The 24,982-nt window shown below is 68.2% G+C and carries 25 protein-coding genes; 13 read left to right on the forward strand and 12 right to left on the reverse strand.

Features of this window, described 5'->3' with window-relative positions:
- Genes OHA10_RS30115 through OHA10_RS30125 form a run of 3 tightly spaced genes read right to left on the reverse strand, consistent with a single transcriptional unit; the run spans position 1 to position 2,422 of the window.
- On the reverse strand, positions 1-1,005 hold the full coding sequence (locus tag OHA10_RS30115) for a Gfo/Idh/MocA family protein (protein ID WP_371402127.1): 1,005 nt from the start codon (positions 1,003-1,005) through the stop codon (positions 1-3).
- Complete coding sequence (locus OHA10_RS30120; RefSeq protein WP_371402128.1) at positions 1,005-1,763, reverse strand: SDR family NAD(P)-dependent oxidoreductase; 759 nt, start codon at positions 1,761-1,763, stop codon at positions 1,005-1,007. Before OHA10_RS30120 ends, OHA10_RS30115 begins: the two co-directional genes overlap by 1 nt.
- A 29-nt stretch (positions 1,764-1,792) precedes the next feature.
- Positions 1,793-2,422 (reverse strand): TetR/AcrR family transcriptional regulator, encoded by a 630-nt coding sequence (locus OHA10_RS30125; protein ID WP_371402129.1) that lies wholly within the window; start codon positions 2,420-2,422, stop codon positions 1,793-1,795.
- 64 nt (positions 2,423-2,486) lie between these two features.
- Here OHA10_RS30125 and OHA10_RS30130 point away from each other — a divergent pair, with 64 nt between their 5' ends.
- Positions 2,487-3,878, forward strand: a complete 1,392-nt coding sequence (locus tag OHA10_RS30130; protein WP_371402130.1) for an FAD-dependent monooxygenase — start codon at positions 2,487-2,489, stop codon at positions 3,876-3,878.
- Here the strand turns inward: OHA10_RS30130 and OHA10_RS30135 are convergent.
- The 3 genes from OHA10_RS30135 to OHA10_RS30145 form a co-directional block, all read right to left on the reverse strand.
- The gene (locus OHA10_RS30135; RefSeq protein ID WP_371402131.1) at positions 3,865-4,602 is read right to left on the reverse strand and encodes a VOC family protein; all 738 of its coding nucleotides are present in this window, start codon (positions 4,600-4,602) and stop codon (positions 3,865-3,867) included. The genes OHA10_RS30130 and OHA10_RS30135 overlap by 14 nt on opposite strands.
- Before the next feature lie 153 nt (positions 4,603-4,755).
- The gene (vanA, locus tag OHA10_RS30140) at positions 4,756-5,787 is read right to left on the reverse strand and encodes a D-alanine--(R)-lactate ligase (RefSeq protein ID WP_371402132.1); all 1,032 of its coding nucleotides are present in this window, start codon (positions 5,785-5,787) and stop codon (positions 4,756-4,758) included.
- Positions 5,784-6,797, reverse strand: a complete 1,014-nt coding sequence (locus OHA10_RS30145) for a D-isomer specific 2-hydroxyacid dehydrogenase family protein (protein ID WP_371402133.1) — start codon at positions 6,795-6,797, stop codon at positions 5,784-5,786. The genes vanA and OHA10_RS30145 overlap by 4 nt, the downstream gene beginning before the upstream one ends.
- 86 nt (positions 6,798-6,883) lie before the next feature.
- On the opposite strand from OHA10_RS30145, the gene murF reads away from it, so the two are divergent.
- A complete protein-coding gene (murF, locus tag OHA10_RS30150; RefSeq protein ID WP_371402134.1) occupies positions 6,884-8,239 on the forward strand; it encodes a UDP-N-acetylmuramoyl-tripeptide--D-alanyl-D-alanine ligase in 1,356 nt (451 codons plus the stop codon).
- On the opposite strand, the gene OHA10_RS30155 is transcribed toward murF, so the two are convergent.
- The 3 genes from OHA10_RS30155 to OHA10_RS30165 are packed head-to-tail and all read right to left on the reverse strand — an operon-like array spanning position 8,222 to position 10,205.
- Positions 8,222-8,668 (reverse strand): GNAT family N-acetyltransferase, encoded by a 447-nt coding sequence (locus OHA10_RS30155; RefSeq protein ID WP_371402135.1) that lies wholly within the window; start codon positions 8,666-8,668, stop codon positions 8,222-8,224. The genes murF and OHA10_RS30155 overlap by 18 nt on opposite strands.
- Entirely contained in the window at positions 8,665-9,741 is a 1,077-nt protein-coding gene (locus tag OHA10_RS30160; protein ID WP_371402136.1) for a lipid II:glycine glycyltransferase FemX, read from the reverse strand. Before OHA10_RS30160 ends, OHA10_RS30155 begins: the two co-directional genes overlap by 4 nt.
- Entirely contained in the window at positions 9,738-10,205 is a 468-nt protein-coding gene (locus tag OHA10_RS30165) for a M15 family metallopeptidase (protein ID WP_371402137.1), read from the reverse strand. The genes OHA10_RS30160 and OHA10_RS30165 overlap by 4 nt, the downstream gene beginning before the upstream one ends.
- 88 nt (positions 10,206-10,293) lie before the next feature.
- On the opposite strand from OHA10_RS30165, the gene OHA10_RS30170 reads away from it, so the two are divergent.
- The 5 genes from OHA10_RS30170 to OHA10_RS30190 all read left to right on the forward strand — a co-directional run bounded on the left by OHA10_RS30170 (position 10,294) and on the right by OHA10_RS30190 (position 14,750).
- Entirely contained in the window at positions 10,294-11,004 is a 711-nt protein-coding gene (locus tag OHA10_RS30170; protein ID WP_371402138.1) for a response regulator transcription factor, read from the forward strand.
- 10 nt (positions 11,005-11,014) lie between these two features.
- Positions 11,015-12,088, forward strand: coding sequence for a sensor histidine kinase (locus OHA10_RS30175; RefSeq protein ID WP_371402139.1), 1,074 nt, complete (start codon positions 11,015-11,017; stop codon positions 12,086-12,088).
- Positions 12,089-12,181: 93 nt separating this feature from the next.
- On the forward strand, positions 12,182-13,099 hold the full coding sequence (locus OHA10_RS30180) for a metal ABC transporter solute-binding protein, Zn/Mn family (RefSeq protein WP_371402140.1): 918 nt from the start codon (positions 12,182-12,184) through the stop codon (positions 13,097-13,099).
- A complete protein-coding gene (locus tag OHA10_RS30185; protein WP_371402141.1) occupies positions 13,099-13,893 on the forward strand; it encodes a metal ABC transporter ATP-binding protein in 795 nt (264 codons plus the stop codon). Before OHA10_RS30180 ends, OHA10_RS30185 begins: the two co-directional genes overlap by 1 nt.
- Positions 13,894-13,898: 5 nt before the next feature.
- Positions 13,899-14,750, forward strand: a complete 852-nt coding sequence (locus OHA10_RS30190) for a metal ABC transporter permease (protein ID WP_371402142.1) — start codon at positions 13,899-13,901, stop codon at positions 14,748-14,750.
- A 68-nt stretch (positions 14,751-14,818) separates the two neighbouring features.
- Here OHA10_RS30190 and OHA10_RS30195 read toward each other — a convergent pair whose 3' ends face one another.
- Positions 14,819-16,954 (reverse strand): MMPL family transporter, encoded by a 2,136-nt coding sequence (locus OHA10_RS30195; protein WP_371402143.1) that lies wholly within the window; start codon positions 16,952-16,954, stop codon positions 14,819-14,821.
- Between the two features lie 98 nt (positions 16,955-17,052).
- Between OHA10_RS30195 and OHA10_RS30200 the strand changes: the two genes are divergently transcribed.
- Positions 17,053-18,714, forward strand: coding sequence for a SulP family inorganic anion transporter (locus OHA10_RS30200; RefSeq protein ID WP_371402144.1), 1,662 nt, complete (start codon positions 17,053-17,055; stop codon positions 18,712-18,714).
- On the opposite strand, the gene OHA10_RS30205 is transcribed toward OHA10_RS30200, so the two are convergent.
- Positions 18,711-19,625 (reverse strand): alpha/beta fold hydrolase, encoded by a 915-nt coding sequence (locus tag OHA10_RS30205; protein ID WP_371402145.1) that lies wholly within the window; start codon positions 19,623-19,625, stop codon positions 18,711-18,713. The genes OHA10_RS30200 and OHA10_RS30205 overlap by 4 nt on opposite strands.
- A gap of 115 nt (positions 19,626-19,740) precedes the next feature.
- On the opposite strand from OHA10_RS30205, the gene OHA10_RS30210 reads away from it, so the two are divergent.
- From OHA10_RS30210 to dhaK, 5 genes are all read left to right on the forward strand, one after another.
- Positions 19,741-20,301, forward strand: coding sequence for a DJ-1/PfpI family protein (locus tag OHA10_RS30210; RefSeq protein WP_371402146.1), 561 nt, complete (start codon positions 19,741-19,743; stop codon positions 20,299-20,301).
- Positions 20,302-20,370: 69 nt separating this feature from the next.
- The gene (locus tag OHA10_RS30215) at positions 20,371-21,228 is read left to right on the forward strand and encodes a ketose-bisphosphate aldolase (RefSeq protein WP_371402147.1); all 858 of its coding nucleotides are present in this window, start codon (positions 20,371-20,373) and stop codon (positions 21,226-21,228) included.
- Entirely contained in the window at positions 21,225-22,013 is a 789-nt protein-coding gene (locus OHA10_RS30220; protein WP_371402148.1) for an HAD-IA family hydrolase, read from the forward strand. Before OHA10_RS30215 ends, OHA10_RS30220 begins: the two co-directional genes overlap by 4 nt.
- Positions 22,010-22,657 carry a dihydroxyacetone kinase subunit DhaL gene (gene dhaL, locus OHA10_RS30225; RefSeq protein WP_371402149.1) on the forward strand — a complete coding sequence of 216 codons (648 nt, stop codon included), beginning with the start codon at positions 22,010-22,012 and terminating at the stop codon, positions 22,655-22,657. The genes OHA10_RS30220 and dhaL overlap by 4 nt, the downstream gene beginning before the upstream one ends.
- Positions 22,654-23,649, forward strand: coding sequence for a dihydroxyacetone kinase subunit DhaK (gene dhaK / locus OHA10_RS30230; RefSeq protein ID WP_371402150.1), 996 nt, complete (start codon positions 22,654-22,656; stop codon positions 23,647-23,649). The genes dhaL and dhaK overlap by 4 nt, the downstream gene beginning before the upstream one ends.
- Here the strand turns inward: dhaK and OHA10_RS30235 are convergent.
- Positions 23,614-24,807: a GAF domain-containing protein gene (locus OHA10_RS30235; protein WP_371402151.1), complete on the reverse strand. Its 1,194-nt coding sequence runs from the start codon at positions 24,805-24,807 to the stop codon at positions 23,614-23,616. The two genes, dhaK and OHA10_RS30235, sit on opposite strands and share 36 nt — an antisense overlap.
- Between the last annotated feature and the right edge of the window lie 175 nt (positions 24,808-24,982).

The raw sequence follows: 24,982 nt of genomic DNA on the forward strand, positions 1-24,982 counted from the left end.
TCACGCCGTTGGAAGCCGCGCCGTTTGCCCCGAGGCGATCGACTCCTCGATCGCGCAGATGAGCTCGGTGACCAGTACGCCGTGATCGATACCCGGCCCGAGGTCGCCGCCGTCGACGAGACCGGCCGCGAAGTCCTGGACCATCCAGACCGCCGGACCGACCTGTGACCGCCCGATCCGGCCCGCGACCGGCCACGTCGACCGGTACTTGTCGCTGACCACGGTCAGGCCCTGATGGGACAGGTCCGCCGTCACCGACCCCTCGGTGCCGACCACCTGGAACCGGAAGTCGACGATCCCGTCACCGGCGTCCGGCAGCGTCCACGCCGACGACAGCGTGGCGGTCGACCCGTCGTCGAAACCGACCAGCGCGTGGACGACGTCCCACGTGTCGATGCCGCGCTTGGCGAGCACGCCACGGGATCCGACCGCGCTGACCGACACGGCCCGGCGGCCGGTGAGGAACAGGATGAGGTCGACGGTGTGCGGCATCAGGAACCACGCCGGTGACGACTTCGCCGCCCACGACAGCATCGTGGTCGGCACGAAGTACGAGTTGCTCAGCGTGGCCGAGGCCGTGATCGGATCGCCGACCGAGTCCATCGCCGCCTTCGCCTGCACCACGTGCGGATTCCACCGGTTCTCGAATCCGACCAGGCATCGCACGCCCGAGCGATGAACCGCCTCCGCGATGGCATGCGCGTCCTCCAGGTTCGTGGCGACCGGCTTCTCGATCAGCAGATGCTTGCCCGCCCCGGCCACGTCGACAGCAACTTCGCGATGCGCGAAGTCCGGGGTCGCCACGATGACGGCGTCCGGGTCGAGCTTCTCGAGCAGCTCGACGTGTGACGACACGACGGGCAGGCCCGTGGCCGCTCGCGCTTGCGCGGCCACGTTCTCCGACGGCTCGGCCAGACCGACGACGCCGACGTCCGGCTGGGTATGGAGTGCTTCGGCGAACAGTCTCCCGCGGAGCCCGGCGCCGACGATGCCTATGGTGACCATCAGAACAGTGTGAAGCCGCCGTCGACCTTGACGATAGAGCCGGTCATGAAACTTGACGCCTCGCTGGCCAAGAAGATTGCCACCGGCCCCAACTCCGGCGGCAGCCCGTACCGCTTCATCGCGGCCGGATCCACGCACCACTCCTTGAACTCCGGCTGGTCGACCGGCGACATCTCGGTCAGGAAGTACCCCGGCGCCATCGCGTTCACCCGGATCCCGTGCGGCGCCCACTCGGCCGCCAGCGCCTTGGTCAGCTGGTGGACGGCGGCCTTCGACGACAGGTACGACGCCTGCCAGCGCGGCTGGTTCACGATCTCGGCGGACATCGACCCGACGTTCACGATCGTGCCGCCGCCGCGCCCGGCCATCCGCTTGGCGACCGCACGGCTGCAGTACCACAGGCCGTCGACGTTGACCGAGAACACCTCGTGCCACGCGGTATCGGGTGTCTCGAACGCGCGACCGGCGACCCCGATCCCCGCGTTGTTGAGCAGGACGTCGATCTCGCCGAACTCGCTGCTCACCTGCTCGACGGCTCGTTCGACATCCTCGACGTCCGAGACCTCGAGCTGGACGCCGTACGCCCGGATGCCGAGCTGGTCGAGCTCCGCTGCGGACGCCTCGGCGGCGGCGAGCGTCCGCGCGGTGACCGCGACCGCGGCGCCGGCGTCGCCGAGCGCCTCGGCCATCGCGCGTCCGAGACCCCGGCTGCCGCCGGTCACGAGAGCAACCTTGCCCTCGAGGGAGAACTTCTGCATCGCGTTCATGGTGACCCTTCTGTGGTGCCTCAAGTGGTTGGCCAGAGCGGAGCCAGGCCGGAGGAGAGGAGGGCAAAGCCTTGGTTCGCGGCTTTCACTGCGGTGGGCAGAACTTTCGGGGCGGGGGTGCCGGACGCGCAGCGGTCGAAGTTCGACATCGCCAGGGTCCAGTGGACCGAGGTGATCTGGGCGGCGGCCAGGCGGGCGGTGAGTTCGGGAGTGCCGGCGGTCTCGTGCAGGGCTGAGGCGAGTTCCCTTTCGGAGGTCTCGTTGAACTGCAGCATGCGCGCCATCAGCGCCGGCGTACTGCGGAGCAGGCGGTAGAGGTCGACGACCTGGGGAAGATCGGTCAGGCCGGTGAACGGGTCGTGAGCGCGGAGGCGCTCGATGAAGTGGGTGTGCAGGGCGGCCAGCGGTGACTGGTCGGCGGGGCGAGCGCGGACGACACGGGCCGGCTCGTCTTCATGGTCGGCGAAGCGGTGGATGACGAGATCTTCCTTGGTCGGGAAGTACGCGAAGAGCGTACGCCGGGACACCTCCGCGGCCTCCGCGACCTGGGTGATCGACACCTGGTCGAAGCCGTGCTCGACGAACAGCTCGATCGCCGCCGTCGAGATCGCCTCCCGGGTCCGGAGCTTCTTCCGTTCACGCAACGCCATGGCGGGATCGTAGCACCGAGTGCTAATCTGCACTTAGTCTACTTTTGCACCGAGGAGAGTGTTCATGGATGTACTGATCGCGGGCGCCGGGCCGACCGGGCTGATGCTGGCGTACGAGCTGGCGCTGGCCGGCGTCGACGTGACCGTGCTCGAGCGACTGGAGACGCGGATCGAACAGACGAAGGGCGGCGCGCTGCAGGCCCGGACGTCCGAGGTGCTGGACCTGCGCGGGCTGCTCGACCCGATCCAGGCGCGCGAGCTGCCGCGCGAGGAGGTCGGTGGCCATTTCGCCGGGCTGCCGGTGCCGCTGGACGCGTCGCCGTGGAACACCCGGCACCCGTATCCGATCTCGGTGCCGCAGTGGATCGTCGAGGAGGAGCTCGAGTACGCCGCCATCGCGCGCGGAGCCGTCGTACGTCGGGGCGTCGAGGTCACCGCGGTCTCGCAGGATTCCGAGGGCGTGACTGTGACGGCCGGGTCTGCGGTGTTGCGAGCGCGCTATCTGGTCGCGTGCGACGGCGCGCACAGCACGGTTCGCAAGTTGCTCGACGTACCGTTCCCTGGTCGGGCGGGGACGTTCCGCGCGGTGTTGACCGACGTACGGCTGTCGTCGGTGTCGGACGAGGTGCCGACGACCCTTGGTCACTTCAGCACGATGACGAAGCAGGCCGGCGAGTACTGGGGCATGCTCGTGCCGGTCGGCGACGGGAAGTACCGGTTCACGTTCGGCCGGGCCGGAGTCACCACGGCCGACGAGGTCGAGACCGCGCTCACCACGTTGTACGGCGAGGAGACCCGGCTCGCTGAGGTCCTCAACTCGTCGGAGTTCGGTGACGCGACCCGGCAGTTGGAGTCGTACCGGTACGGGCGGATCCTCTTCGCGGGCGACGCCGCGCACATCCATCCGCCGTTCGGCGGGCAGGGGCTGAATCTCGGCGTACAGGACGCGGTCAACCTGGGCTGGAAGCTCGGGGCCGCGGTGCACGGTACGGCGGACCTGCTCGACACGTACCAGACCGAGCGGCATCCGATGGCGGCCCGCGTACTGCGGCATACCGCCGCGCAGCGGGTTTTCGCCGTTCCCGGTCCGAGTGAGGATGTCGTCGAACTGCGCGAGATCTTCACCGACCTGATGCGGTTGCCCGATGCCAACCGCTACCTCGCCGGCATGATGTCAGGGCTGGACGCAGCGGACCGCATCCCCGACTTCGAGCTGGTCACGGGAGACGGGCCGGTCTGGTTGTCGACGCTTCTGCACCCTGGCCGCGGGTTGCTGCTCGACTTCGGTGGGCGTACCTGGCCGGAGGGTTGGGCCGACCGTGTCGACGTACTGCAGGTCAAGCCGGATGGCGAGCACGACGCGCTGCTGATCCGCCCGGACGGGCTGCTGTGCTGGTCCGGAGACGGGGACGTCACTGCTGCGCTGACGAAATGGTTCGGCGTCAGAGAGGGGTGAGGAGGCAGAACTCGTTGCCTTCGGGGTCGGCCATGACTGCCCAGGCGACGTCGCCCTGGCCGATGTCGAGCCGGGTGGCACCCAGGGCCTCCAGCCGGGCGACCTCCGCGGCGTGGTCGTCACCTGGATACGGGCGCAGGTCGAGGTGGAGCCGGTCCAGCCCGAGCTTCGGATCGCGGGAGCGGAGGAATTCGAGGTACGGGCCGACGCCCTTCGCCGAGCGGAGTGAGACGAAGTCGTCGGTCTCTTCGTGCAGGGTCCAATCCATCGCCTGGCTCCAGAACCGGGCCATCGTGTGCGGATCCACGCAGTCGACAGCGACGGCGGCGATCGGGCCGGTGTCGCTGTAGACCGGGCGTGGCTCGAGCACGCAGAACTCGTTGCCCTCCGGGTCGGCGAGGACTGTCCACGGGACGTCGCCCTGACCGATGTCGGCGGGCGTCGCGCCGAGGGGCTGGAGGCGTGCGGCCAGCTCGGCCTGGTGTTCCGCGGAGGACGTCGCGAGGTCGATGTGCACCCGGTTCTTCACCGTCTTCGGCTGCGCACCCGGGATGAGGTCGACGACCACGGCGGTGGGGTCGGGATACGTGACGCCTTCAGGCTCGAGGTTGGTCTCTTCGGGTTTGTCGCCGGTGACCTTCCACCCGAGGGCCTCGGCCCAGAACCGCCCGAGGGCTGAGTTGTCCTGGGCCTTGATCACCACTTGCACAAGCCGCGTCGCCATGGCGCAGATCCTAAGGGGTCGGTGACGCTATCGGGGAGACCGTTGGCGGCGCGAGTGGGGACATCGAGGGCGCCGGGGAGTGGAACTTGAGAACGCCGATCAGCGCCAGGCTCGCAACCAGGATCACTGCGAGGACCGTCGGCCGTACGTCGTTCACCGGGTCTTGGTCGCCAACGCCAGTGAGATCATCCGGTCGATGACCTCGGTACGGGACAGGCCGGTGGCGTCCATCATCCGCGGATACCGGCTGTACGACGTCATGCCGGGCAGCGTGTTGACCTCGTTGAGTACGACGGTGCCGTCCGCCGTCAGGAACATGTCCACCCGGGACAGACCGCGACAGCCCAGCGCGCGGTAGATCGCCTTCGCCGTCTCCTGGACGAGAGCGCGCGACGCGGCCGGGATGTCCGCGGGCACGATCACGGTCGAGTTGTCGGAGCCCATTTCCGGCGTGCTCTCCTGGTGGATCTTGAAGAAACCATGGGTCAGGGCGATCTGATCGACCTCCCCGGCGAGCAGCTCGGGATCGTTGCCGAGGATCGCGCAGCCGATCTCGCTGCCGATGACCGCCTCTTCGATCAGTACCTTCGAGTCGAACTCCCGGGCGGCCTCGACCGCGGCCGGCAGATCTTCCTTGCTCCCGACCTTGCTGACACCGAACGACGAACCGGACCGAGCCGGCTTGACGAAGATGGGGTAGGTGAACTGGTCGGGATCGATGGTCTGGGTCAGGGTGAACGTCCAGAAGTCCGGCGTCGCGATCCCGGCAGCGGCGGCGACCGTGTACGCCAGGGACTTGTCCATGCAGAGCACAGAGCTCTGGATGTCGCAGCCGACGTACGGAAGGCCGGAGAGTTCGAGAAGTCCCTGGATAGCGCCGTCCTCGCCTTGCTTGCCGTGCAGGACCGGGAAGAGCACGTCCAAGCTGATGGTTTCGTACTTCCCGTCGTCCAGGACGAGCAGCCCGGGCGCGGTGCTGTCCGGCGACAGCGTCACCGGGCGGCACGGGCCGTCTTCCCAGTCCGTCGTCGGGCCGTCGCTCTGCTTCCAGGCGCCGTCCTCGGTGATTCCGATGTAGAACGGTTCGTACTTCGCCGTGTCGATGTTCTCCGCGACCTGTTGCGCGGACTTGACCGAGATGGGGTGTTCCTCGGAACGGCCTCCGAAGATGATGCCGACCTTCATATCCACTGCTGCTTCCTGTTCTCGAATTTCCGGCAGTTGACGATCGAGTTCTCGACCGTGTCGCTGAGGGCGTGATCGGTGTAGTACGCGGTGTGCGGGCTGACGATCACGTTCGGCAACTCCTGCAGGCGCAGAAGTTGTTTGCTTTCGATGGGTTCGTTGCTGCGGTCGGCGTAGAAGACGCCGTCCTCGCCTTCGACGACGTCGAGCGCGGCGCCGCCGAGTCGCCCGTCCTCCAGCGCCGTGAGGAGTGCCTCGGTGTCGAGGAGTGGTCCGCGTCCGGTGTTCACGACGAACGCGCCGGGCTTCAGCTGCCCGATCCGTTGACGATCGAGGAGGTGGTGAGTGTCCGCGGTGAGGGGCGTGTGCAGCGTGACGAGGTCACTCACCCGGATCAGCTCGTCGAGCGGCACGTAGTCGGCCGACGTGGCCGGACGGTTGTCATAGGCAACGGTGCGGCAGCCGAAGCCGCGCAGCCTGTCGATCACGGCCGAGCCGATCCGCCCGGTTCCGATGACGCCGACGGTGAGATCCCGCAGTTCCTTCCCGCGTACGTCGTCCAGCCGGTAGTCGTGGATGTCTGTACGGCGGAGCATGGACTTCGCGTTGCGTACCGCCATCAGCATCAGCATCACCGTGTAGTCGGCGACACTGTCGGGGGAGTAGGCAACGTTCTCGACGGTGATGCCGAGGTTGCCGGCGTAGTCGACGTCGAGGTGGTTGTAGCCGATGCTCCTGGTGGAGATGTACGCGACGCCGGCCCGTGCGAGAGCCAGCAGCGTCCGGTTGCTGATCTGGGTCTTGTGTCCGACGCTGATACATCTCTTGCCGAGAGCAAGTTCGATGGTGGCCTCGGATACGGGCGCGTCGGTGATGGTCGGGACGACGCCGAAGCGAGGAGCCAGCTCCCGGAACAGCACGGCCTCGTCCGGCTCGCATCCGTAGATCGCCAACGCGACGTCCGGGAGGGTCGCGGACGACAACCAGGACGCCAGCGAGTTGTAGGTCATGACTTCAGTGAAGGAAGAGCGGTGTTGCCGCCGCGTATGAGATTTTCGATACGCGGACGAAACACTGCCCTTCTTCTACTGGGGGGATGATTGCGCTCAGTCTGGATGAGATCGCTGTGGTCGTCGGCGGAAAGGTCTCCGGCGACGGTTCCGTGCAGGTGACCGCGCCTGCCGTACTCGACGGTCGCGAGGCTGAGCCCGGAGGCCTCTTCGTAGCCTTCGCAGGCGAGCGCGCCGACGGGCACGACTTCGCCGGCCAGGCTGGGCGGGCCGGCGCGGTGGCTGTCCTCGGCTCGCGGGCCACCGACCTGCCGACGGTCGTCGTCGAGGACGCGCAGGCTGCGCTGCAAACCCTCGCTGCTCAGGTCGCCGCGCAACTACGTACAGGGTCGACTGTCGTCGGCTTGACCGGGTCGCAGGGCAAGACGAGTACGAAGGACCTGCTGACGGCCGTACTGGCGAATGTCGGTCCGACGGTTGCCACGATCGGTTCGCTCAACAACGAGCTCGGCATACCGCTGACGATCCTGCGCGCCGACGCAGCGACTCGCTTCCTCGTCATCGAGATGGGAGCTCGGCGGATGGGTGACATCGCGCATCTCGCCGGCCTGGTTCCGCCGGATGTTTCGGTGGTGCTCAACGTCGGGCAGGCACACCTCGGTGAGTTCGGCTCGCGCGCAGCCATCGCCACGGCCAAGGGTGAGTTGGTGCAGGGCTTGGCGCCGGGCGGCACCGCCGTACTCAACGCCGACGATCCGCGGGTGGTCGCGATGCGTGCTTTGACGGATGGTCCGGTGGTGACCTTCGGTCGGGCGGAGCACGCCGATGTGCGGGTGCTGGACCTGACGCTCGACCGTCTCGGCCGGCCGTCGTTCACGCTACGGACCGCCGACGCGGCGGCTCCCGTCGTACTGCCGCTCATTGGCGCACACCAGGCGTTCAACGCGGCGGCGGCTGCTGCTGCGGCGTTGGCGATCGGCGTACCACTCGAGATGACCGCGGTCGCACTGGCCACGGCATCGGTCTCGAAGTGGCGCATGGAGCTGTCCGACCTGCCCGGCGGCATCACCCTCCTGAACGACTCCTTCAACGCCAACCCCGACTCGACCCGCGCCGCGCTGGACGCCCTGGCGGTGATCGACGCCCGCCGCCGCATCGCAGTACTGGGCGAGATGCTCGAACTCGGCGAGGAAAGCGAGTCCGAACACCGCGTCATCGGCGAGTACGCCGCCACCCGCGCCGACCTGGTCGTCGCGGTAGGTGAGGGCGCCCGCGCAACTGCTGACGGCGCAGGCGATCGTGGACGAGCGCTGCCGGACAACGACACGACCATCGACTGGCTCCGCCGAACCCTCGCCCCCGGCGACGTCGTCCTCGTCAAAGCGTCCCGCGACGCCCGCCTGGACGAGGTCGCCGCCGCGCTGTCAGCTCAGGTGGGGTAGGGAGCGGAGGAAGCGGGTGGAGGTGCTGGACTGGTCGGTGTAGCCGTGCTGTTGGTAGAAGGCGTGGGCGTCGTCGCGGTGGTTGGCGCTGTTGAGGTCTATCCGGACACAACCTCGGGTAGTGGCGAAGGATTCTGCGGCCGACATCAGTTGGGTGGCGATCCCGCGCCGGCGGGCTCGGGGAGAGACGACCAGGGCGACGATGCGCGCCCAGGAGCCGTCGCGTTGGAAGAACGGGGCGACGTGGACCGCGACGAGACCTAGTACGTCGCCGTCCGACTCCGCGACGTACGCAGCGAGCGCGGGATCGTCCGCCCAGGCCTGGATGCGGTCGGCGGTCGCCGCCTCGTCGTCTTGTGGGTAGCCCAGCTGATCCAGCAGCTCGTTGACAGCGGAAGCATCGGCCCGGCTTGCGAGACGGATGTTCATCGGCGCCGCCGTTTCATGTAGAGGTCGAAAGCCCGGTACACCATCGGGCGCAGCGGCAGGTCCCACTCGCCGACGTAGCGGACCGCTTGCCCGCCGGTGCCGACCTTGAACTGGATCAACCCGACATGTGTGTCCTGCACAGCGAGAGTCGGCGCGATCCCGCGCAGGTCGTACACGTCGCATCCGGCCGCCATCGAGTCGCGGATCATCGCCCACTGACAGGCGTTCGACCCGCGCACCTCACGCTTCGACGTGGATGAGGCGCCGTACAGATACCAAGCATGAGCGCCGACCCGGACCAAGATCGTCGCGGCAACGAGCGAGCCCTGATGATGCGCCAGATACAGCTTGGCCGAACTCATCGCCGCGAACAGGTTCTCGAAGTACTTCAGCGGCCGCGGCGTGAACCGATCACGCTCAGCGGTGTGCACGTACAGGTCGTGGAACGACTTCACATCCGTGCCGACCGAGACCTCCACGCCCTCCTTCGCCGCTTTCTTGATGTTGCGCCGCCATTGCTGGTTCATCCCACGCAGTACGTCGTCCTCGGTGCGCCCGGCCAGCGGGAGCTCATAGACGTACTGCGGCTGCCCGTCGCCGAACCCGTCCTCCGGGCTCTGCGGCAGCCACCCTGCCTCCTCGAGCCAGCGCGTCGCCCGATCGCCGCCCCGTCCGGTGAGCCGCTTCACCGCCGGATCCGCAATCCCCGCCTTGACCTCAGCAGCACTCCAGACGTCCGTACGCACCGGCGGCCCGAGCCGAATCGCGAACGCACCCTGCACCTTGAGGTACGCCGCCAGCGGGTGCATCCACTCGTCGAGCGACCCGCTCCAGTCGATCACCGGTCCCATCGGCAGATAGGCCAGCGTGTACCGCTCCATCCGCGGCACCGGCCGATGCAGCACGAGCCCTGCCCCGACGAGCCGCCGGCCGTCGTACCAGCCGAGCGACTCGCTCCGCCACTCCGTCTTGACGGCAGCCCACTCCGGGACCTGCAGGAAGCTGACCGACCGCTGCGCTTCCACGAACGCCTGATGTTCGTCAGCGCCGATAGCGGCGACAGTCAGAGTCACCGCTGCATCCTCGGATCGTGCGTCGGGTCCGGGTACATCGTCGAGCAGCCGTCCGGCCGCAGCTCGTAATGCCACGGCTCGTTGCGATAGATCTGGAACAGCCCGTACGCGGCGCCGTGCTCCGCCAGCCAGGCCTTCGCCTCGGTGTGCCCGATGTCGACCGCCGCACCGCGCACATGCTGCGACGTCTCCGGCGTGGCGACCCATCGAGCCGCCTCCTCCTCCGAGCCGTACTTCACCACCGCCTCGCGCAGCAGCTCGTTCTGGTACGCCGGGGAACGCCAGCCGCTGTTCACATAGAACGTGACGCCGTCCTCCAAGGCATCCGCAGCGGCCTCGCGCAGCGCTCTGAGCAGCGCCGGATCGAGGTTGGCGACGGCCGGGTAATCGTCGTCGAACACCGTCACCCCGGCCGGGACGGCGCCGTCATCCTTGCTGGGCGCACCTATTGCCGTTCGAGTCATACCGACCAGTCAAGGCAGCCGGGTGTTGTCGGTACGTATGGGGAATTCGATATACGGACGATACGGAGGACCTCGTAGCATCGGGAGTATGCGTGTGCTGCTGGTCGAGGACGAGCCGGAGATGGCGAGCGCGATCCGCGACGGCCTGCGCCTCGAGGCGATCGCGGCCGATATCGCCGGCGACGGTGACATCGCACTCGAACTGCTGGGCATCAACGCCTACGACATCGCGGTTCTGGACCGCGACATTCCCGGCCCGTCGGGCGACGAGGTGGCCAAGCGGATCGTTGCCTCCGGCAGCGGTATGCCGATCCTGATGCTGACCGCCGCCGATCGCCTCGACGACAAGGCGTCCGGGTTCGAGCTCGGCGCCGACGACTACCTCACCAAACCCTTCGCGCTCCAGGAGCTGGTACTGCGTCTGCGGGCGCTGGACCGTCGCCGCGGCCACAACCGGCCGCCGGTGCGGGAGATCGCGGGACTGCGGGTGGACCCGTTCCGCCGCGAGGTGTACCGCGACGGCCGGTACGTCGCGCTGACCCGCAAGCAGTTCGCCGTACTCGAGGTTCTCGTCGGTGCGGAAGGCGGCGTCGTCAGCGCCGAGGAGCTGCTGGAGCGGGCCTGGGACGAGAACGCCGACCCGTTCACGAACGCCGTACGCATCACCGTCTCGGCCCTGCGCAAACGGCTCGGCGAACCCTGGATCATCGCCACCGTGCCCGGCGTCGGCTACCGCATCGACGCGGCACCCATCGACGCGGCACCCATCGAGCCAGCTGAGGAAGGCGACCGTGGGTAGGGAGCCGGGGATGAGCGTTCGGCTCAAGCTCACCCTCAGCTATGCGGCGGTCCTGATGGTGTCGGGCGCCGCGCTGCTCGCGGTCGTGTGGGTGTTCCTGCTGCGTTACGTCCCCACTCGGCTGACCCGCGTGCCGATGGGCGGGCCGGACCGCGACGCCCTGCTGGATGCGTTCGCGCCGAAGGCCGCCCTGATGCTGATCCTGTTGCTGATCTGCAGCCTCGTCGGCGGCTGGATTCTGGCCGGCAGCATGCTCGCGCCGCTGACTCGCATCACCAACGCCGCCCGCCTGGCGACCAACGGCTCGCTGTCGCACCGGATCCAGCTCGAGGGCCGCCAGGACGAGTTCCGCGAGCTCGCCGACGCGTTCGACACGATGCTCGAGCGGCTGGAAGCGCACGACGCCGAGCAGCAGCGGTTCGCCGCCAACGCCTCCCACGAACTGCGTACTCCGCTGGCGATCACGCAGACCCTGCTCGACGTGGCCCGCAAGGACCCGAACCGCGACCCCGCCGAGCTCGTCGACCGCCTCGAATTCGTCAACAGCCGGGCCATCGACCTGACCGAAGCGTTGCTCACCCTCAGCCGCGCCAACCAGCGCACCTTCACCCGAGGCGACGTCGACCTCTCCCTCGTCGCGGAGGAGGCCGTGGAGACTCTCCTCCCGCTGGCGGAAAAGCGCGGTCTGACGATCGAAACCTCAGGTGACGTGGCCCCGACCATCGGCTCGCACACGCTCCTGCTGCAGCTGACCATGAACCTCGTCCACAACGCGATCGTCCACAATCTGCCCGCGGACGGCGCCGTGTGGATCACCACCACCGTCCATCCCAAGACCGTGGTGCTGACCGTCGAGAACACCGGCGAGATCCTCCCCGCACCGGTGGTTTCGACGCTGATCGAGCCGTTCCAGCGCGGTGGCGGACGGATCCGCACCGATCACGCCGGCGTCGGGCTGGGCCTCGCGATCGCCAACAGCATCACCCAGGCCCACGACGGAATCCTCATCCTCGCCGCCCGCCCTGCCGGCGGCCTCCGCGTCACGGTCCAGTTCCCCGCCGTACGCCGCTCTGCTTCGAGCTGACCACCTCCCGACTTGTCGCCGGTCCGGGGGACAGTGTTACCTTGTATCCGGAATGGTTTTCATTATCACTTGGTGATGAGGGACGGGTGCGCTGTGAGGCTGCGTAGTTCTATCGGATTCCTGGCCGGCGTCGCGGCGGTGACGCTGCTGGCGGCGTGCGGTTCATCGGCGGCCGACGAGACCGCCACGTCGACGTCGAGGTCGGGTGTGCAGGTCGTGGCGTCGACCAACGTGTACGGCGACATCGTGAAGCAGATCGCGGGGGACAAGGCCGAGGTGACGTCGATCATCTCCGACCCGGACCAGGACCCGCATTCGTACGAGGCGAACACGCAGACCCAGCTGTCGTTGTCGAAGGCAAAGGTCGTGATCGAGAACGGCGGCGGCTACGACGATTTCATGGACACGATGCTGAAATCGGCGGGCAACACGTCGGCGAAGGTGCTGAACGTGGTCGACATCTCCGGCCACAAGGCGCCGGCCGGCGGTGAGCTCAACGAGCACGTCTGGTACGACTTCCCGACCGTCGAGAAGCTCGCCGCCCAGCTGGCGACGACGCTGTCCGAGGTCGATTCGGCCAACAGCTCGACGTACGCCGCGAACGCTGCGGCCTTCACCGGCAAGGTGAAGCAACTCGAGGCGACCGAGGCATCGATCAAGGCAGCTCACAACGGCGCCGGTGCCGCGATCACCGAGCCGGTGCCGGTGTATCTCCTGACTGCCTGCGGGTTGGTGAACAGGACGCCGGGCGAGTTCAGCGAGGCGATCGAGGAGGGGACTGACGTTCCGGCGGCGGTGCTGCAGGAGACGCTCACGTTGTTCAGCGCGAAGCAGGTCAAGCTGCTCGCGTACAACGAGCAGACATCGGGGCCGGAGACCGAGAAGGTGCTCGCGGCGGCGAAGGCGAACGGTATCGCCGTCGTACCCGTCACCGAGACACTGCCGGACGGCAAGGACTATCTGGGCTGGATGACCGCCAACCTGGACGCGATCCGCTCGGCCCTGGCCTGATGAACGTCCTGCAGTTCGACCAGGCCTCGTTCGGATACGGGCGGCGGCGGTTGTGGGGCGGCCTGACCATGAGCCTGCAGGCGGGTGAGTTCCTGGCGATCCTGGGCGCCAACGGTTCGGGGAAGACCAGCTTGCTGAAGGCCGTGCTGGGCCTGCATCCGCTGATGTCGGGGAGCGTCGAGGTCGCCGGCGCGCCGCCGCACCGGGGGAGTACGCAGATCGGCTACGTGCCGCAGCACCGGCGGATCGACACGCTCACGCCGCTCCGGGCTCGGGATGTGGTCCGCCAGGGGCTGGACGGCCATCGCTGGGGAATCGGGTGGCCTGATCGGGGGCGCCGTCGGCGGATCGACGAGCTGCTCGCATCGGTCGGGGCCGAGGACTTCGCGGACCGTCCGATCGGCCAGCTGTCCGGGGGAGAGCAGCAACGGGTCCGGATCGCGCAGGCGCTCGTCGCGGATCCGAAGCTGCTGCTGTGCGACGAGCCGTTGTTGTCGCTGGATCTCAACAGCCAGCGCACGATCTCCGGCCTGGTCGACCGCCGCCGTCGTACGCACGACACCGCGATCGTCTTCGTCACCCATGACATCAACCCGGTGCTGCCGTACGTCGACCGCGTGCTCTACCTGGCCAACGGACGCTTCCGGACCGGGACGGTCGACGAGGTGATGACGTCGACCACGCTGAGCGAGCTGTACCGGTCGCCGGTCGAGGTGGTCCGCTCCGGCGGCCGGGTGCTGGTCGCGGGGGTGCCCGAGGACACGCATCACACCTCGGTCCTGCGGGCCGGGTGAGGTCGATGCTTACGGCAACCGTCTGGCACGAGATCTTCAACTTCGCCAACTACGGTGAGCTGCTGGCCCTGGTGCACAACTCGATCCTCGCCGGTGTCGCGCTCGGCATCGTCGGCGGTCTGATCGGCGTGTTCGTGATGATGCGCGACCTGCCGTTCGCCGTCCACGGCATCAGCGAGCTCTCGTTCGCAGGTGCCTCGGGCGCGCTGTTGCTGGGCGTGAATGTAGTCGCCGGCTCGCTGACCGGCTCGATCATCGCGGCGATGCTGATCGGCGTACTCGGAAGCCGGGCTCGTGATCGCAACTCGATCATCGGTGTGCTGATGCCGTTCGGACTCGGGCTCGGCGTACTGTTCCTCGCGCTGTACAAGGGGCGTGCGGCGAACAAGTTCGGTCTGCTGACCGGGCAGATCGTGGCGGTGGACACCCCGCAGCTGTCCTGGCTGATCGTCACCGGGGTCGTCGTACTGGTCGGGCTTCTGATCGTCTGGCGACCGTTGATGTTCGCCAGCTCGGACCCGGATCAGGCCGCGGCCCGCGGTGTGCCGGTTCGGGTGCTGTCGTTGGTGTTCATGCTGCTGCTCGGCCTGGCCGTCGCCATCTCGGTCCAGATCGTCGGCGCCCTGCTCGTGTTGAGCATCGTCGTCACACCCGCGGCCGCCGCCCTCCGGGTCGCCGCGTCCCCGTGGCTCGTCCCGGTGCTCAGCGTGACTTTCGCGACCGTTTCCCTGGTAGGCGGCATCCTCCTCGCCCTGGGTGGCAGCCTGCCGATCAGTCCCTACGTGACCACGATCTCGTTCCTCATCTACCTCATCTGCCGAACCACCTCCGGCCGCCGAGCGGCGGTCAGCACCTAGGTGCCGACCGCCGCAGTTCATCGGCTCGATCCGGGGGAGGGACGTGCCAGACGCGGCTCCCACACAGATCACACGGAGGTCAGCTGCTCCTCCCGCTCGGGCTGTTCCGGCTCGCGGTGGGCGTCGGCATGGCCAGGCCACCAGGCGCGGTGGCCGATCAGGGCGGTGAGGGCCGGGGTGAAGAACATCGCCATCACGAACGCCGCGATCGCGATACCCGCGGAGATCGCGAAGCCCATCTGTGAGAGGACGGTGTTGCCCGCCAGCATCATCGACGCGAACGTGCCCGCGAGGATCAGACCGGCAGCGGCAATGGTCGGGCCGGTGTGGTGCACCGCCAGTGCCGCGGCTCGTTTCGGGTCGTGGCCCTCGCGTGCCTCTTCGCGCAATCGGGCCACCATCAGGATGTTGTAGTCGGTGCCGAGAGCAACCACGAACAGGTACATGATCACCGGCAGCGTGAAGATCAGCCCGGAGTTGTGCTGCAGATGCTGGAACACCAGCACCGACGCACCGAGTGTGGCCCCGAAGCCGAGGAACACCGACGCCATCAGGTACCACGGCGCGACCAGACTGCGTAGCAGCAGGGCGAGCACGATCATGATCAGGATCGCCGCGACCGGGAACACGACCCGGTAGTCGTGGTTCATCGCGTCCTGGAAGTCGACGAACACCGAGGTCAGGCCGCCGACCAGCGCGGTCGTCCCGGCCGGCGCGGCCGCGTGTGCCGCTTCGCGGAGCGGTCCCCGGACCGTGTCAATGGCCTGGTCCGATTCGGGCGCGGACTTCAGCGTGACCTTGAAGTCGGCCACCGTGCTGTCCGGAGACAGCGTGGCTTGTGAGACGTCGCCGACACCGTCGACCTTGGTGAGCGCGGTGCGATAGGTGTCGAGCTGGTCCTTGCTCAGCGGGCTCGCGGACTGCAGCAGTACGTCGGACGGCTGGGTGACCCCCGCGGGCAGGCTCTTCAGCAGCTCCTTGCTGTAGACCGTGGACTCGGACGTGTCGGACGTCGAGCCCGAGGTCAGATCGAACGTCGGGTTGAAGCCGATCGCGAACGCGCTCAGCACGATCAGCAGTCCGCCGGCGGCCACTGCGAAGACGGCCGGACGTCGCCCGAGTCCACGACCCATTGCCGCGAACTTGGCGCCCTTCGGCTCGACCTTCCACGCCTTCGACGGCCAGAAAACCTTCGTGCCGAGCAGCGAGACGATCGCCGGTACGAGCGTGAGCCCGGCCAGGAGCGCCACCGCCACGGAGATCGCCAGCGCCGGACCCATCGCCCGGAACATGCCCAGCGTCGACAACGTCAGCGCCATGAACGCGATGATCACCGCTCCCGCCGCGGACGCGATCGCCTCACCGACCCGGGTGACGGCGCTGACCATCGCGGTCTTGGCGTCCTCGCCGGCCCGTAGCCGCTCCCGGTACCGGAACATCAGGAACAGGATGTAGTCGGTGCCGACCCCGAAGAGCACGACCAGCAGGATCGAGGTGATCGAGCTGTCGATCTTCAGGTCGAAGGCTTTGCTGACGATCGCGATCAAGCCGTTGACCACGGTGGAGACCGCACCGATGACGACGATCGGCAGCAGCGCGATCACCGGACTGCGGAAGATCAGCAGCAGGAGCAGCAGAATCAGACCGACCGTGGTGATTCCGATGATGGCCAGGCCCTTGTTCGAGGACTCCTGCGCGTCGAGCGCCTGCGCGGCCGAACCGGTTACGCCGGCTTTGAGCGACGTACCGTGCAGTTTGTCCTGCAACGCCGTGCGGAGCGCCTTGACGGCGTCGTTCTGCCTCGTGTCGCTGGGGTTGGTGATCTTGGTCAGCTCGACCGCGGCGATCTGGATGAGCCGGTTCCCGGTCGGTGGGACCGCCTGGATCCCGGTGACGTCCTTGAGCTTTGCCTGGTTGAGCTGCCCCGCGATCGTTCCGACCGTTGCCGCGTCGGCGGCGCTGATCGGCGCGCCGTCGGTGCGTTCGAACACCACGATGGCCGCGGGCGCGGTGGCGTTGGGGAAGGCCTTCTCCTGCAGTTGTGCTGCCTGGATCGACTCGTAGTGCGACGGCAGGAACGCGGATTGGTCCGTGGTCGCGGTCAGTTTCGGGGCCGTCGCGGCCACCGCGGCGATGATCAGCACCCACGCGCCGATCGTCCACCACGGCCGCCGTACGACCAGCGACCCCAGTCGTGCGAACATGACAGGTCCTTTCAGAAAGTTTTCGATGAGACGACGATCGGGGTACGGCCTGACACCGGGCTGACACGGCGCAGTCACCGGGCGGGAAAGGGGGCAGGTTGTCGATCTCCGGGGTCGAGACGCTGCGGCAGTACCAGCGGAGCTGGCTGCGGCCGGACGTCGTCGCGGGGCTGACGGTCGCGGCGTACTTCGTTCCACAGGTGATGGCGTACGCCGAGCTCGCCGGCCTGCCCGCGGTCGTCGGGCTGTGGGTCGCGCTCGGGCCGCTCGTGCTGTACTTCCTGCTCGGGTCGTCGCGGTTGATGTCGCTCGGGCCGGAGTCGACGACCGCGCTGCTGACCGCGACGGCGATCGGTCCGTTGGCCGCCGGTGACCCGGCGCGCTACGCGACGCTGGCCGCCGTACTGGCGCTGCTGGTCGGGGCGATCTGCGTCGTGGGGTGGGCGGCGCGTCTGGGATTTCTGGCCGACCTGCTGTCGAAGCCGGTGCTGATCGGGTATTTGACCGGGATCGCGGTGATCATGATGACCGGTCAGCTCAGCCGGCTGACCGGTGCGCCGGTGGAGGGTGATTCGCCGCCGGCCGAGGTGCTGTCCGCGATCCGGCTGATCGGTCAGTGGAAGCTCGCGCCGGTGCTCTTGTCGGTGGTCGCGCTCGCGCTGCTGTTCGCGCTGGCTCGATGGACGCCTCGGCTTCCGGGACCGCTGATCGTCGTGGCGCTCGCGGCGTTCGTGACCTGGGCGGCGGGGCTGGGTGACAAGGGAGTCGCGCTCGTCGGTGCGGTGCCGAGCGGTCTGCCGACGGTGCAGGTGCCGTCCATGTCGATTCACGATGTCGGCCTGCTCGCGTTGCCCGCGGTCGGCGTGGCGCTGGTCGGCTACACGGACACGGTCCTCACCGGGCGAGCCTTTGCCGGTCGCGGCGGCGGGCAGACCGACCCTGGCCGGGAGCTGCTCGTCCTGGGACTCGCCAACCTCTCCGCGGGCCTGGTCCGCGGCTTTCCGATCAGCAGCAGCGGCAGCCGGACCGCTCTCGCGGCAGCATCCGGCGCGAAGAGCCAGGTCTACTCGCTGGTCGCCGCGGTGGCCATCGTCGCGACGCTGCTCTTCGCCGGACCGCTCCTCGCCACGTTCCCGATACCTGCCCTCGGAGCGTTGGTCGTGTACGCCGCCATCCGGCTGGTCGAGCTGGGTGAGTTCCGGCGCATCGCCGCCTTCCGGCGCAGCGAGCTTTTGTTGGCGTTGACAACAACCGTCGGCGTGATCGCGCTCGACGTCCTGTACGGCGTACTGCTGGCGATCGCGCTGTCGGTTCTCGACGTACTGCGACGTGTCGCCCGGCCGCATGACGGCATCCTCGGATATGTACCGGGTATCGCCGGTATGCACGACATCGACGACTATCCCGAAGCCCGGCCGGTCCCGGGGCTCGTCGTCTACCGGTACGACTCGCCGCTGTTCTTCGCGAACGCCGAGGACTTCCACCGTCGCGCGCTCGCCGCCGTCGACGACTCGCCGACCCCGGTGCGCTGGCTGCTGCTCAACACCGAGGCGAACATTCAGATCGACGTCACCGCGATCGATGCACTGGACGCGTTGCGCGAGGAGCTCACCGCACGCGGAATCGTCCTGGCCCTGGCGAGGGTCAAGCAAGACCTTCGCGACGACCTCGAGTCCGCCGGGTTCCTCGATCGTCTAGGACCCGGTCGAGTCTTTTACACCCTCCCCACCGCCGTCGAAGCCTTCCGCGCCGAGCTCTAGAGGAGATCGCCGCAGAAGGAGCGGATGGATCGGTTGACCAGTTGAGGGCGCTCCCATGGCAGGAAATGGCCGGCGCCTTTGACCCAGAACGGCCCGACTCCTTCCGGGAAGGCGAGCGCGCAGCGTTCCTCGGCGTGCTCGCCGACGGTGACCTGGTCGGCACCGATCAGCAGCAGCGCGCGCTGCTGCACCGGCCGGTCGATCAGCTCCGGCGCTGACAGCGGGCGGGTGCCCATCAGCACCTCGTAGTCGGCGAACGAGGCGCGGAGGCGGTCCGCGTCGCCGTACGGCTCGGTCAGGAAGGCCAGGTCGTCCTCGTCGAAGGCGTCCGGCGGACACCAGAGGCGATGCCCGTAGAACTCGCCGATGTAGCGGCGCCGGCGCTCCGGCGTAGCGAGCTCGGCGACCAGCTCGTCCGCGTGCTGACCCTGGCGGCGCTGGTAGTCGTAGACCGCGGGCTTGGGCCGGCCGGGCGGGATGCCGGCCGCCGCGAACGCCTCCGGCAGATCGGGCATCGAGTCGTCCAGGATCACCAGCCGGTCCACCCGCCCGGGGTGCCGGTTGGCCAGATCGATCGAGATCATCGCACCCAGATCGTGCCCCGCGACGACCGCACGCTCCCAGCCCAGTACGTCGAACAGCCCGGTCAGGTCGGTGTTGAACGCGTTGAAGTCGTAGAAGCCGTCCGGTGCGAAGTCGGAGTCGCCGTACCCGCGCAGATCCGGCGCGATGACGTCGAACCCGGCCTCGGCGAGCGGGATCAGATTGTGCGACCAGATCCGGCTCGTGCACGGGAACCCGTGGACGAGCAGCAGCGGTACGCCGCCCGCGCCACGCCGGCGCACCGTCAGCCGATGCCCTGGACGTACCTCGATCCGCTCAGGCTCGACAACTTCGACAGGAAGAACCATGCCTTGGGTCTACACGACGACCCGGTCAGACCAGCCTTGACCGCGGTCGAAAGCGGGCAGAGGCTGGCTGATGGGTGGGTATCCGACTGGTGTGTCTTCGAGAGGGAGTGGCCTGATGGCGAAGGTACTGATTCTTACCGGTGACGCCGCGGAGGACCTGGAGGTCTTCTACCCCTATCAGCGATTGCTGGAGGAGGGGTACGACGTCGACATCGCAGCGCCCGAGGTGAAGAAGCTGCAGTTCGTGGTGCACGACTTCGTGGACGGGTTCGACACGTACACCGAAAAGCTCGGGCACACCTGGCAGGCGGATGTGGCGTTCGCCGATGTGGACCCGGCGGACTACGTCGCTGTCGTGATCCCGGGTGGCCGCGCCCCGGAGTACATCCGGAACGACGCCGACGTCCAGCGGATCGTGAAGCACTTCTACGGGGAGTCGAAGCCCGTCGCCCAGCTCTGCCACGGACCGCTCATCCCAGCCGCCGCCGGCGTGCTGAACGGCCGGAAGACGTCGGCGTACCCGGCGCTCGCACCGGACATCACCGCGGGGGGAGCCGAGTGGGTCGACGGTGACGCGGTGGTCGACGGCACCGTGGTCTCCGGTCGCGCCTGGCCGGACCACCCGACCTGGATGCGCGCGTTCATGGCGATCCTGAAGGAGCACGCGCCGGCGTAGCCGGGGGATTGCAGCCTTTCTGCAGCGTTCGGAGAGGCAGGCTGGACGGAGCCACCGGGAGGAGTGAGCATGCCGGTCGCACCGTTGAAGGAACTCGTCGACGAGGCCTTGGCCAAGGGGTACGCCGTTCCCGCGATCAACATCGTCGACGAGTTGAGCCTGCGCGCCGTCGTGGACGCGGCCGTGGAGCTGCGCTCGCCGCTGATCGTGCAGACGTCGGTCAAGACCGTGAAGTCGGTCGGGCGCGACGTACTCAAGGCGATGTTCGACGCGACCGTCGCACCCGAGCCGGTGCCGGTCGCGCTGCACCTGGATCACTGCCCGGACCGCGAGGTGATCAGCTCCTGCCTCGCGGCCGGCTGGAACTCGGTGCTGTTCGACGCCTCCGCGCTCCCGGTCGAGGAGAACCAGCGGCAGACCGTCGAGGTGGTCGCCGAGGCCCGCAGGTACGGCGCGCACGTGGAAGGCGAGATCGAGGGCATCACGGGGGTCGAGGACGGAGTCGGCTCCGACACCGAGTCGGAGCGTCAATCCTTGGCAGTTGCCACTCGCTTCGTGGAGACGACCGGGGTCGACGTGTTTGCGCCGGCCATCGGCAACGCGCACGGCATCTATCGCTCGACGCCCGAACTGGACTCGCAACGGATCACCGACCTGGTGGCCGCGACCGGGATCCCGATGGCACTGCACGGCGGATCCGGGCTGACGCCGGAGCAGTTCCGGGACCTGATCGGGCGGGGCTGCGCGAAGGTGAACATCTCGACGGCGCTCAAGGTCGCGTACATGAAGGCGTCGCTCGAGCATCTCGAGGAGGCGCGGGCCAAGGACAAGTGGGACCCGCCGTCGTTGTTCCGGCACATCCACGCCGCGGTGAAGGCGATGGCCGTCGAGTACATCGAGATCTTCGGTAGCGGCGGCCACGCATGACGGCCCTGATCTTCGACTGTGACGGGGTGCTCGGCGACACCGAACGCGACGGTCATCTGCCCGCGTTCAACGCGACGTTCGAGCACTTCGGTCTTCCGGTTCGCTGGTCGGTCGAGGACTACGGCCGGCTGCTGAAGATCGGCGGCGGCAAGGAACGCCTGGCCACGTTGCTCGACGATCCCGACGTCGTGAAGGCGGCCGGCTCGCCGTCGACGGCCGAGGAACGCGCGCAGGTCGTCGCAGCGTGGCATCGGTACAAGACCAAGACCTTCACCGACCTGATCGCGGCCGGAGTCGTTCCACCGCGCCCCGGCGTACGGCGGATCATCACCGGGGCGCTGCGAGCGGGCTGGACTGTCGCGGTCGCATCGACCTCGGCCGAGCCGTCGGTACGTGCGGTGCTGACCGGAGCGGTCGGAGCGGAGGTCGCGGCGCGGGTCCCGGTCTTCGCAGGGGACGTCGTACCGCGGAAGAAGCCCGATCCTGCGGTCTACGAGCTGGCCGTGCATCAGCTGGCGCTGGTCCGGGATCACACGCTCGTCATCGAGGACTCGAGCAACGGTCTCCTCGCCGCCACCGGTGCCGGACTCTCCACGGTCGTCACCGTGTCGGGCTACACCCGCGACGAGGACTTCACCGGAGCGGCGCTGGTCGTCTCGAGCCTCGGCGATCCCGGCGGCGAGCAGCTCGAGGTCCTCGCGGACCCCTGGAACATCGGCCCGGCCGGCGCGCTCACGCTCGACGAGCTCGCCGAACTGGCCGGCCGCAAAGGAGGGCATACATGAGTGACGACAGCTGGAGCGATGTCGACCTGGTGATGACCACGATCGTCGAGACCTGCCTGGCCAACGAGAAGTACTTCGGTGACCTGGACTCGGTCGTCGGCGACGGCGACTTCGGGTACTCGCTGGCCCGCGGCTTCGAGAAGCTCCAGGCCCAGTACGGCGAGCTGGACCGCACCGATGTCGGAACCTTCCTCAAGAAGGTCGGGGTGCTGGTGACGTCCCGGATCGGCGGGACGTCCGGCCCGATCTGGGGCACGGGATTCCTCCGCGCCGGGATGACCGCCGGCGCGACCACGACCCTCGACGGTGCCGCTGTCGTCGCGATGTTGCGGTCCGCGATCGCGGGGATCATGGCCCGCGGCGGCGCGTCACTCGGCGAGAAGACCCTCCTCGACGCACTGGTTCCGATGACCGATGCCATCGAGGAGGCGCTCGCGGCCGGCGCGAGCAGCGACGAGGTCGTGGACCGAGCGGCCGCGGCGGCCCGGACGGCCGCCGACGCGACGGTCGACCTGGTCGCCAAGCGCGGCCGGGCCGCCTACACCGGTGAACGCAGCCGGGGATCGGTCGACGCCGGGGCCACCGCTGTCGCCGTACTGATGGAACACATCGCAGAGAGCTGGAAGGGGAGGGAGTCCGGATGAAGAAGTTCGTCAACGACCCCAAGAACTACGTGCCGGAGATGCTCCAGGGCATCGCACTGGCGAACCCCGAGACCTTGAAGTACGTCCCGGAGTACAACCTGATCATGCGCACCGACGCGCCGCGGGACGACAAGGTGTCGATCATCCAGGGCTCCGGCTCCGGGCACGAGCCGGCCCACGTGATGACGGTCGGCAAGGGCATGCTCGACGCGGCCTGTCCCGGTGACGTCTTCGCCGCGCCGCCGATGGACTACGTGTACGAGACCACCAAGCTGCTCGCATCGGCGAAGGGTGTGTTGCTCCTGGTGAACAACTACACCGGTGACCGGATGGCGTTCGACATGTCGCAGGAGCTCAGCGCCGCGGACGGCCTGAACGTGAAGACCCTGATCATCGACGACGACGTCGCGGTGAAGGACTCGACGTACACCGTCGGCCGGCGCGGTGTCGCGGGCAACTTCTTCGTGATGAAGGCGGTCGGTGCGGCCTCCGAGCAGGGCGCGGACCTGGACGAACTGGTCCGGATCGGCGAGAAGGTCAACTCGGTCACCCGCACGATGGGGATGGCGCTGACCGCGTGTACGCCGCCGGCCAAGGGCTCCCCGCTGTTCGACCTCGGGCCGGACGAGATGGAGATGGGCGTCGGCATCCACGGCGAGCCGGGCCGCAGCCGCGAGCCGCTCGCGTCGGCCAACGAGATCATCGACCAGATGCTCGAGGCGGTCCGCTCCGACCTGCCGTACGAGTCCGGTGACAACGTCGCGCTGATGATCAACGGGCTCGGCGGTACGCCGATCAGCGAGCTGTACCTGCTCTACGGCCGGGCGCACAAGGTGCTCACCGACCAGGGCATCAACGTCCGGCGCAACTACGTCGGGGAGTACTGCACCTCGCTCGACATGGCCGGCGCCTCGGTGACACTGGTGAAGGTCGACGACGAGATCGACGGGCTGTTGTCAGCGCCCGCGGAGATCGCGATTCGCGTGTTCTGAGAGTCCGTAGTCCACGCGCAGACGGCGTACTTCGGACTGGGTCGACGGCCAGAGCGGGGAGGTCGGCGAGAGCAGGGTCAGCTGGTGTTCCCAGGCGCTGAGGTCGTTCACGCCGGCGTACGAGCGGGTCCAGGCGACGACGAGGTCGACGTCGTGGGTCCGCAGTACGTCGGCGCGCATCCGGTTCTCGAGCCGGTTCCGGGATGCGACGACGCCGGGCGCGTCGGACTGCGGCAGGAGCGGACCGGCGTAGCGACGGAGGGCCGACGAGAGCAGATGGGAGTCGAGGTCGTCGGCGGTCTCGAGCCAGTCGGCGGCAATGTCGCGGCGGAACCTGTAGGGACGCGAGTCGAGGACGTCTGCGCCGAGGAGGGCGCGGAGCCGGGTCATCTCGCCGCGGAGCGATGACCGGTGGTCGGCCTCGCCGTACAGCGCGTCGGAGAGTTCTTCCGCTGTCAGGCCCTCGGGATGCTCGGCCAGGAGTACGACGATGTCGCTGTGCCGCCGGCTGAGCCGGAGGTCGCGGTCGCCGACCCGGATCTCGGCGTCCGGTCGACCGAGCGCCGAGATCCGGACGCGGTGCCCGGTGTCTCCGGTCAGCTTGCGGAGGATGGTCAGCCGGCCGAGCTCGGCCTCGGCCATCCGGGCGGCGGCCCGGACGAGAGCGAGTGACTGGGGTGAGCTGGCGTCGGCGCCGCCGGTGATGTCGACGACGCCGAGGACCCGCTGGGTGTCTGGGTCGTAGATCGGGGCCGCCGCGCACGACCACGGCTGCACCAGGACGGTGAAGTGTTCGGCCGATCGGATCTGGACCGGCGCTGCGACCTCGAGCGACGTACCGAGTGCGTTGGTGCCGACCTGTTGCTCGGCCCACCAGGCGCCTTCGCTGAAGTGGATGCCGTCGGCCGCACGAAGTACGTCGGGACGGCCGCACACCCACAGCAACCGGCCGCCGCTGTCTCCGACCGCCATCACGCAGTCGCTGTCCACGGCCGCGCGGCCCAGAACGTCGTACAGCATCGGGAAGACCGCGGACAGCGGGTGCTCGGCGCGGTAGGTGGCCAGTTCGTTGGCTTGGAAGGCAAATGGTGCTGCCGTGTCGGCGCGGAGACCGGCGGCGACCGAGCGGTCCCAGGAGGCCGCGACCAGCCCGCGCACGGGCTGTTTCTCCCCATCTTCGACGAACTCTTCGTGTCGTCGGTGCAGCCATCGATCGATGGATTCCACCTTCCCTAGACAACTGCCCAGGGCTGCGAAAGTCCAGACGCGCAGCGACCGCGGTCCGACACGCGGTGTAACCGCGCGGGAGGCGGTTGGTTCCTAAACTGGGAGC

This window comes from Kribbella sp. NBC_00662, from assembly GCF_041430295.1.
In the GTDB taxonomy this organism is placed as follows: domain Bacteria; phylum Actinomycetota; class Actinomycetes; order Propionibacteriales; family Kribbellaceae; genus Kribbella.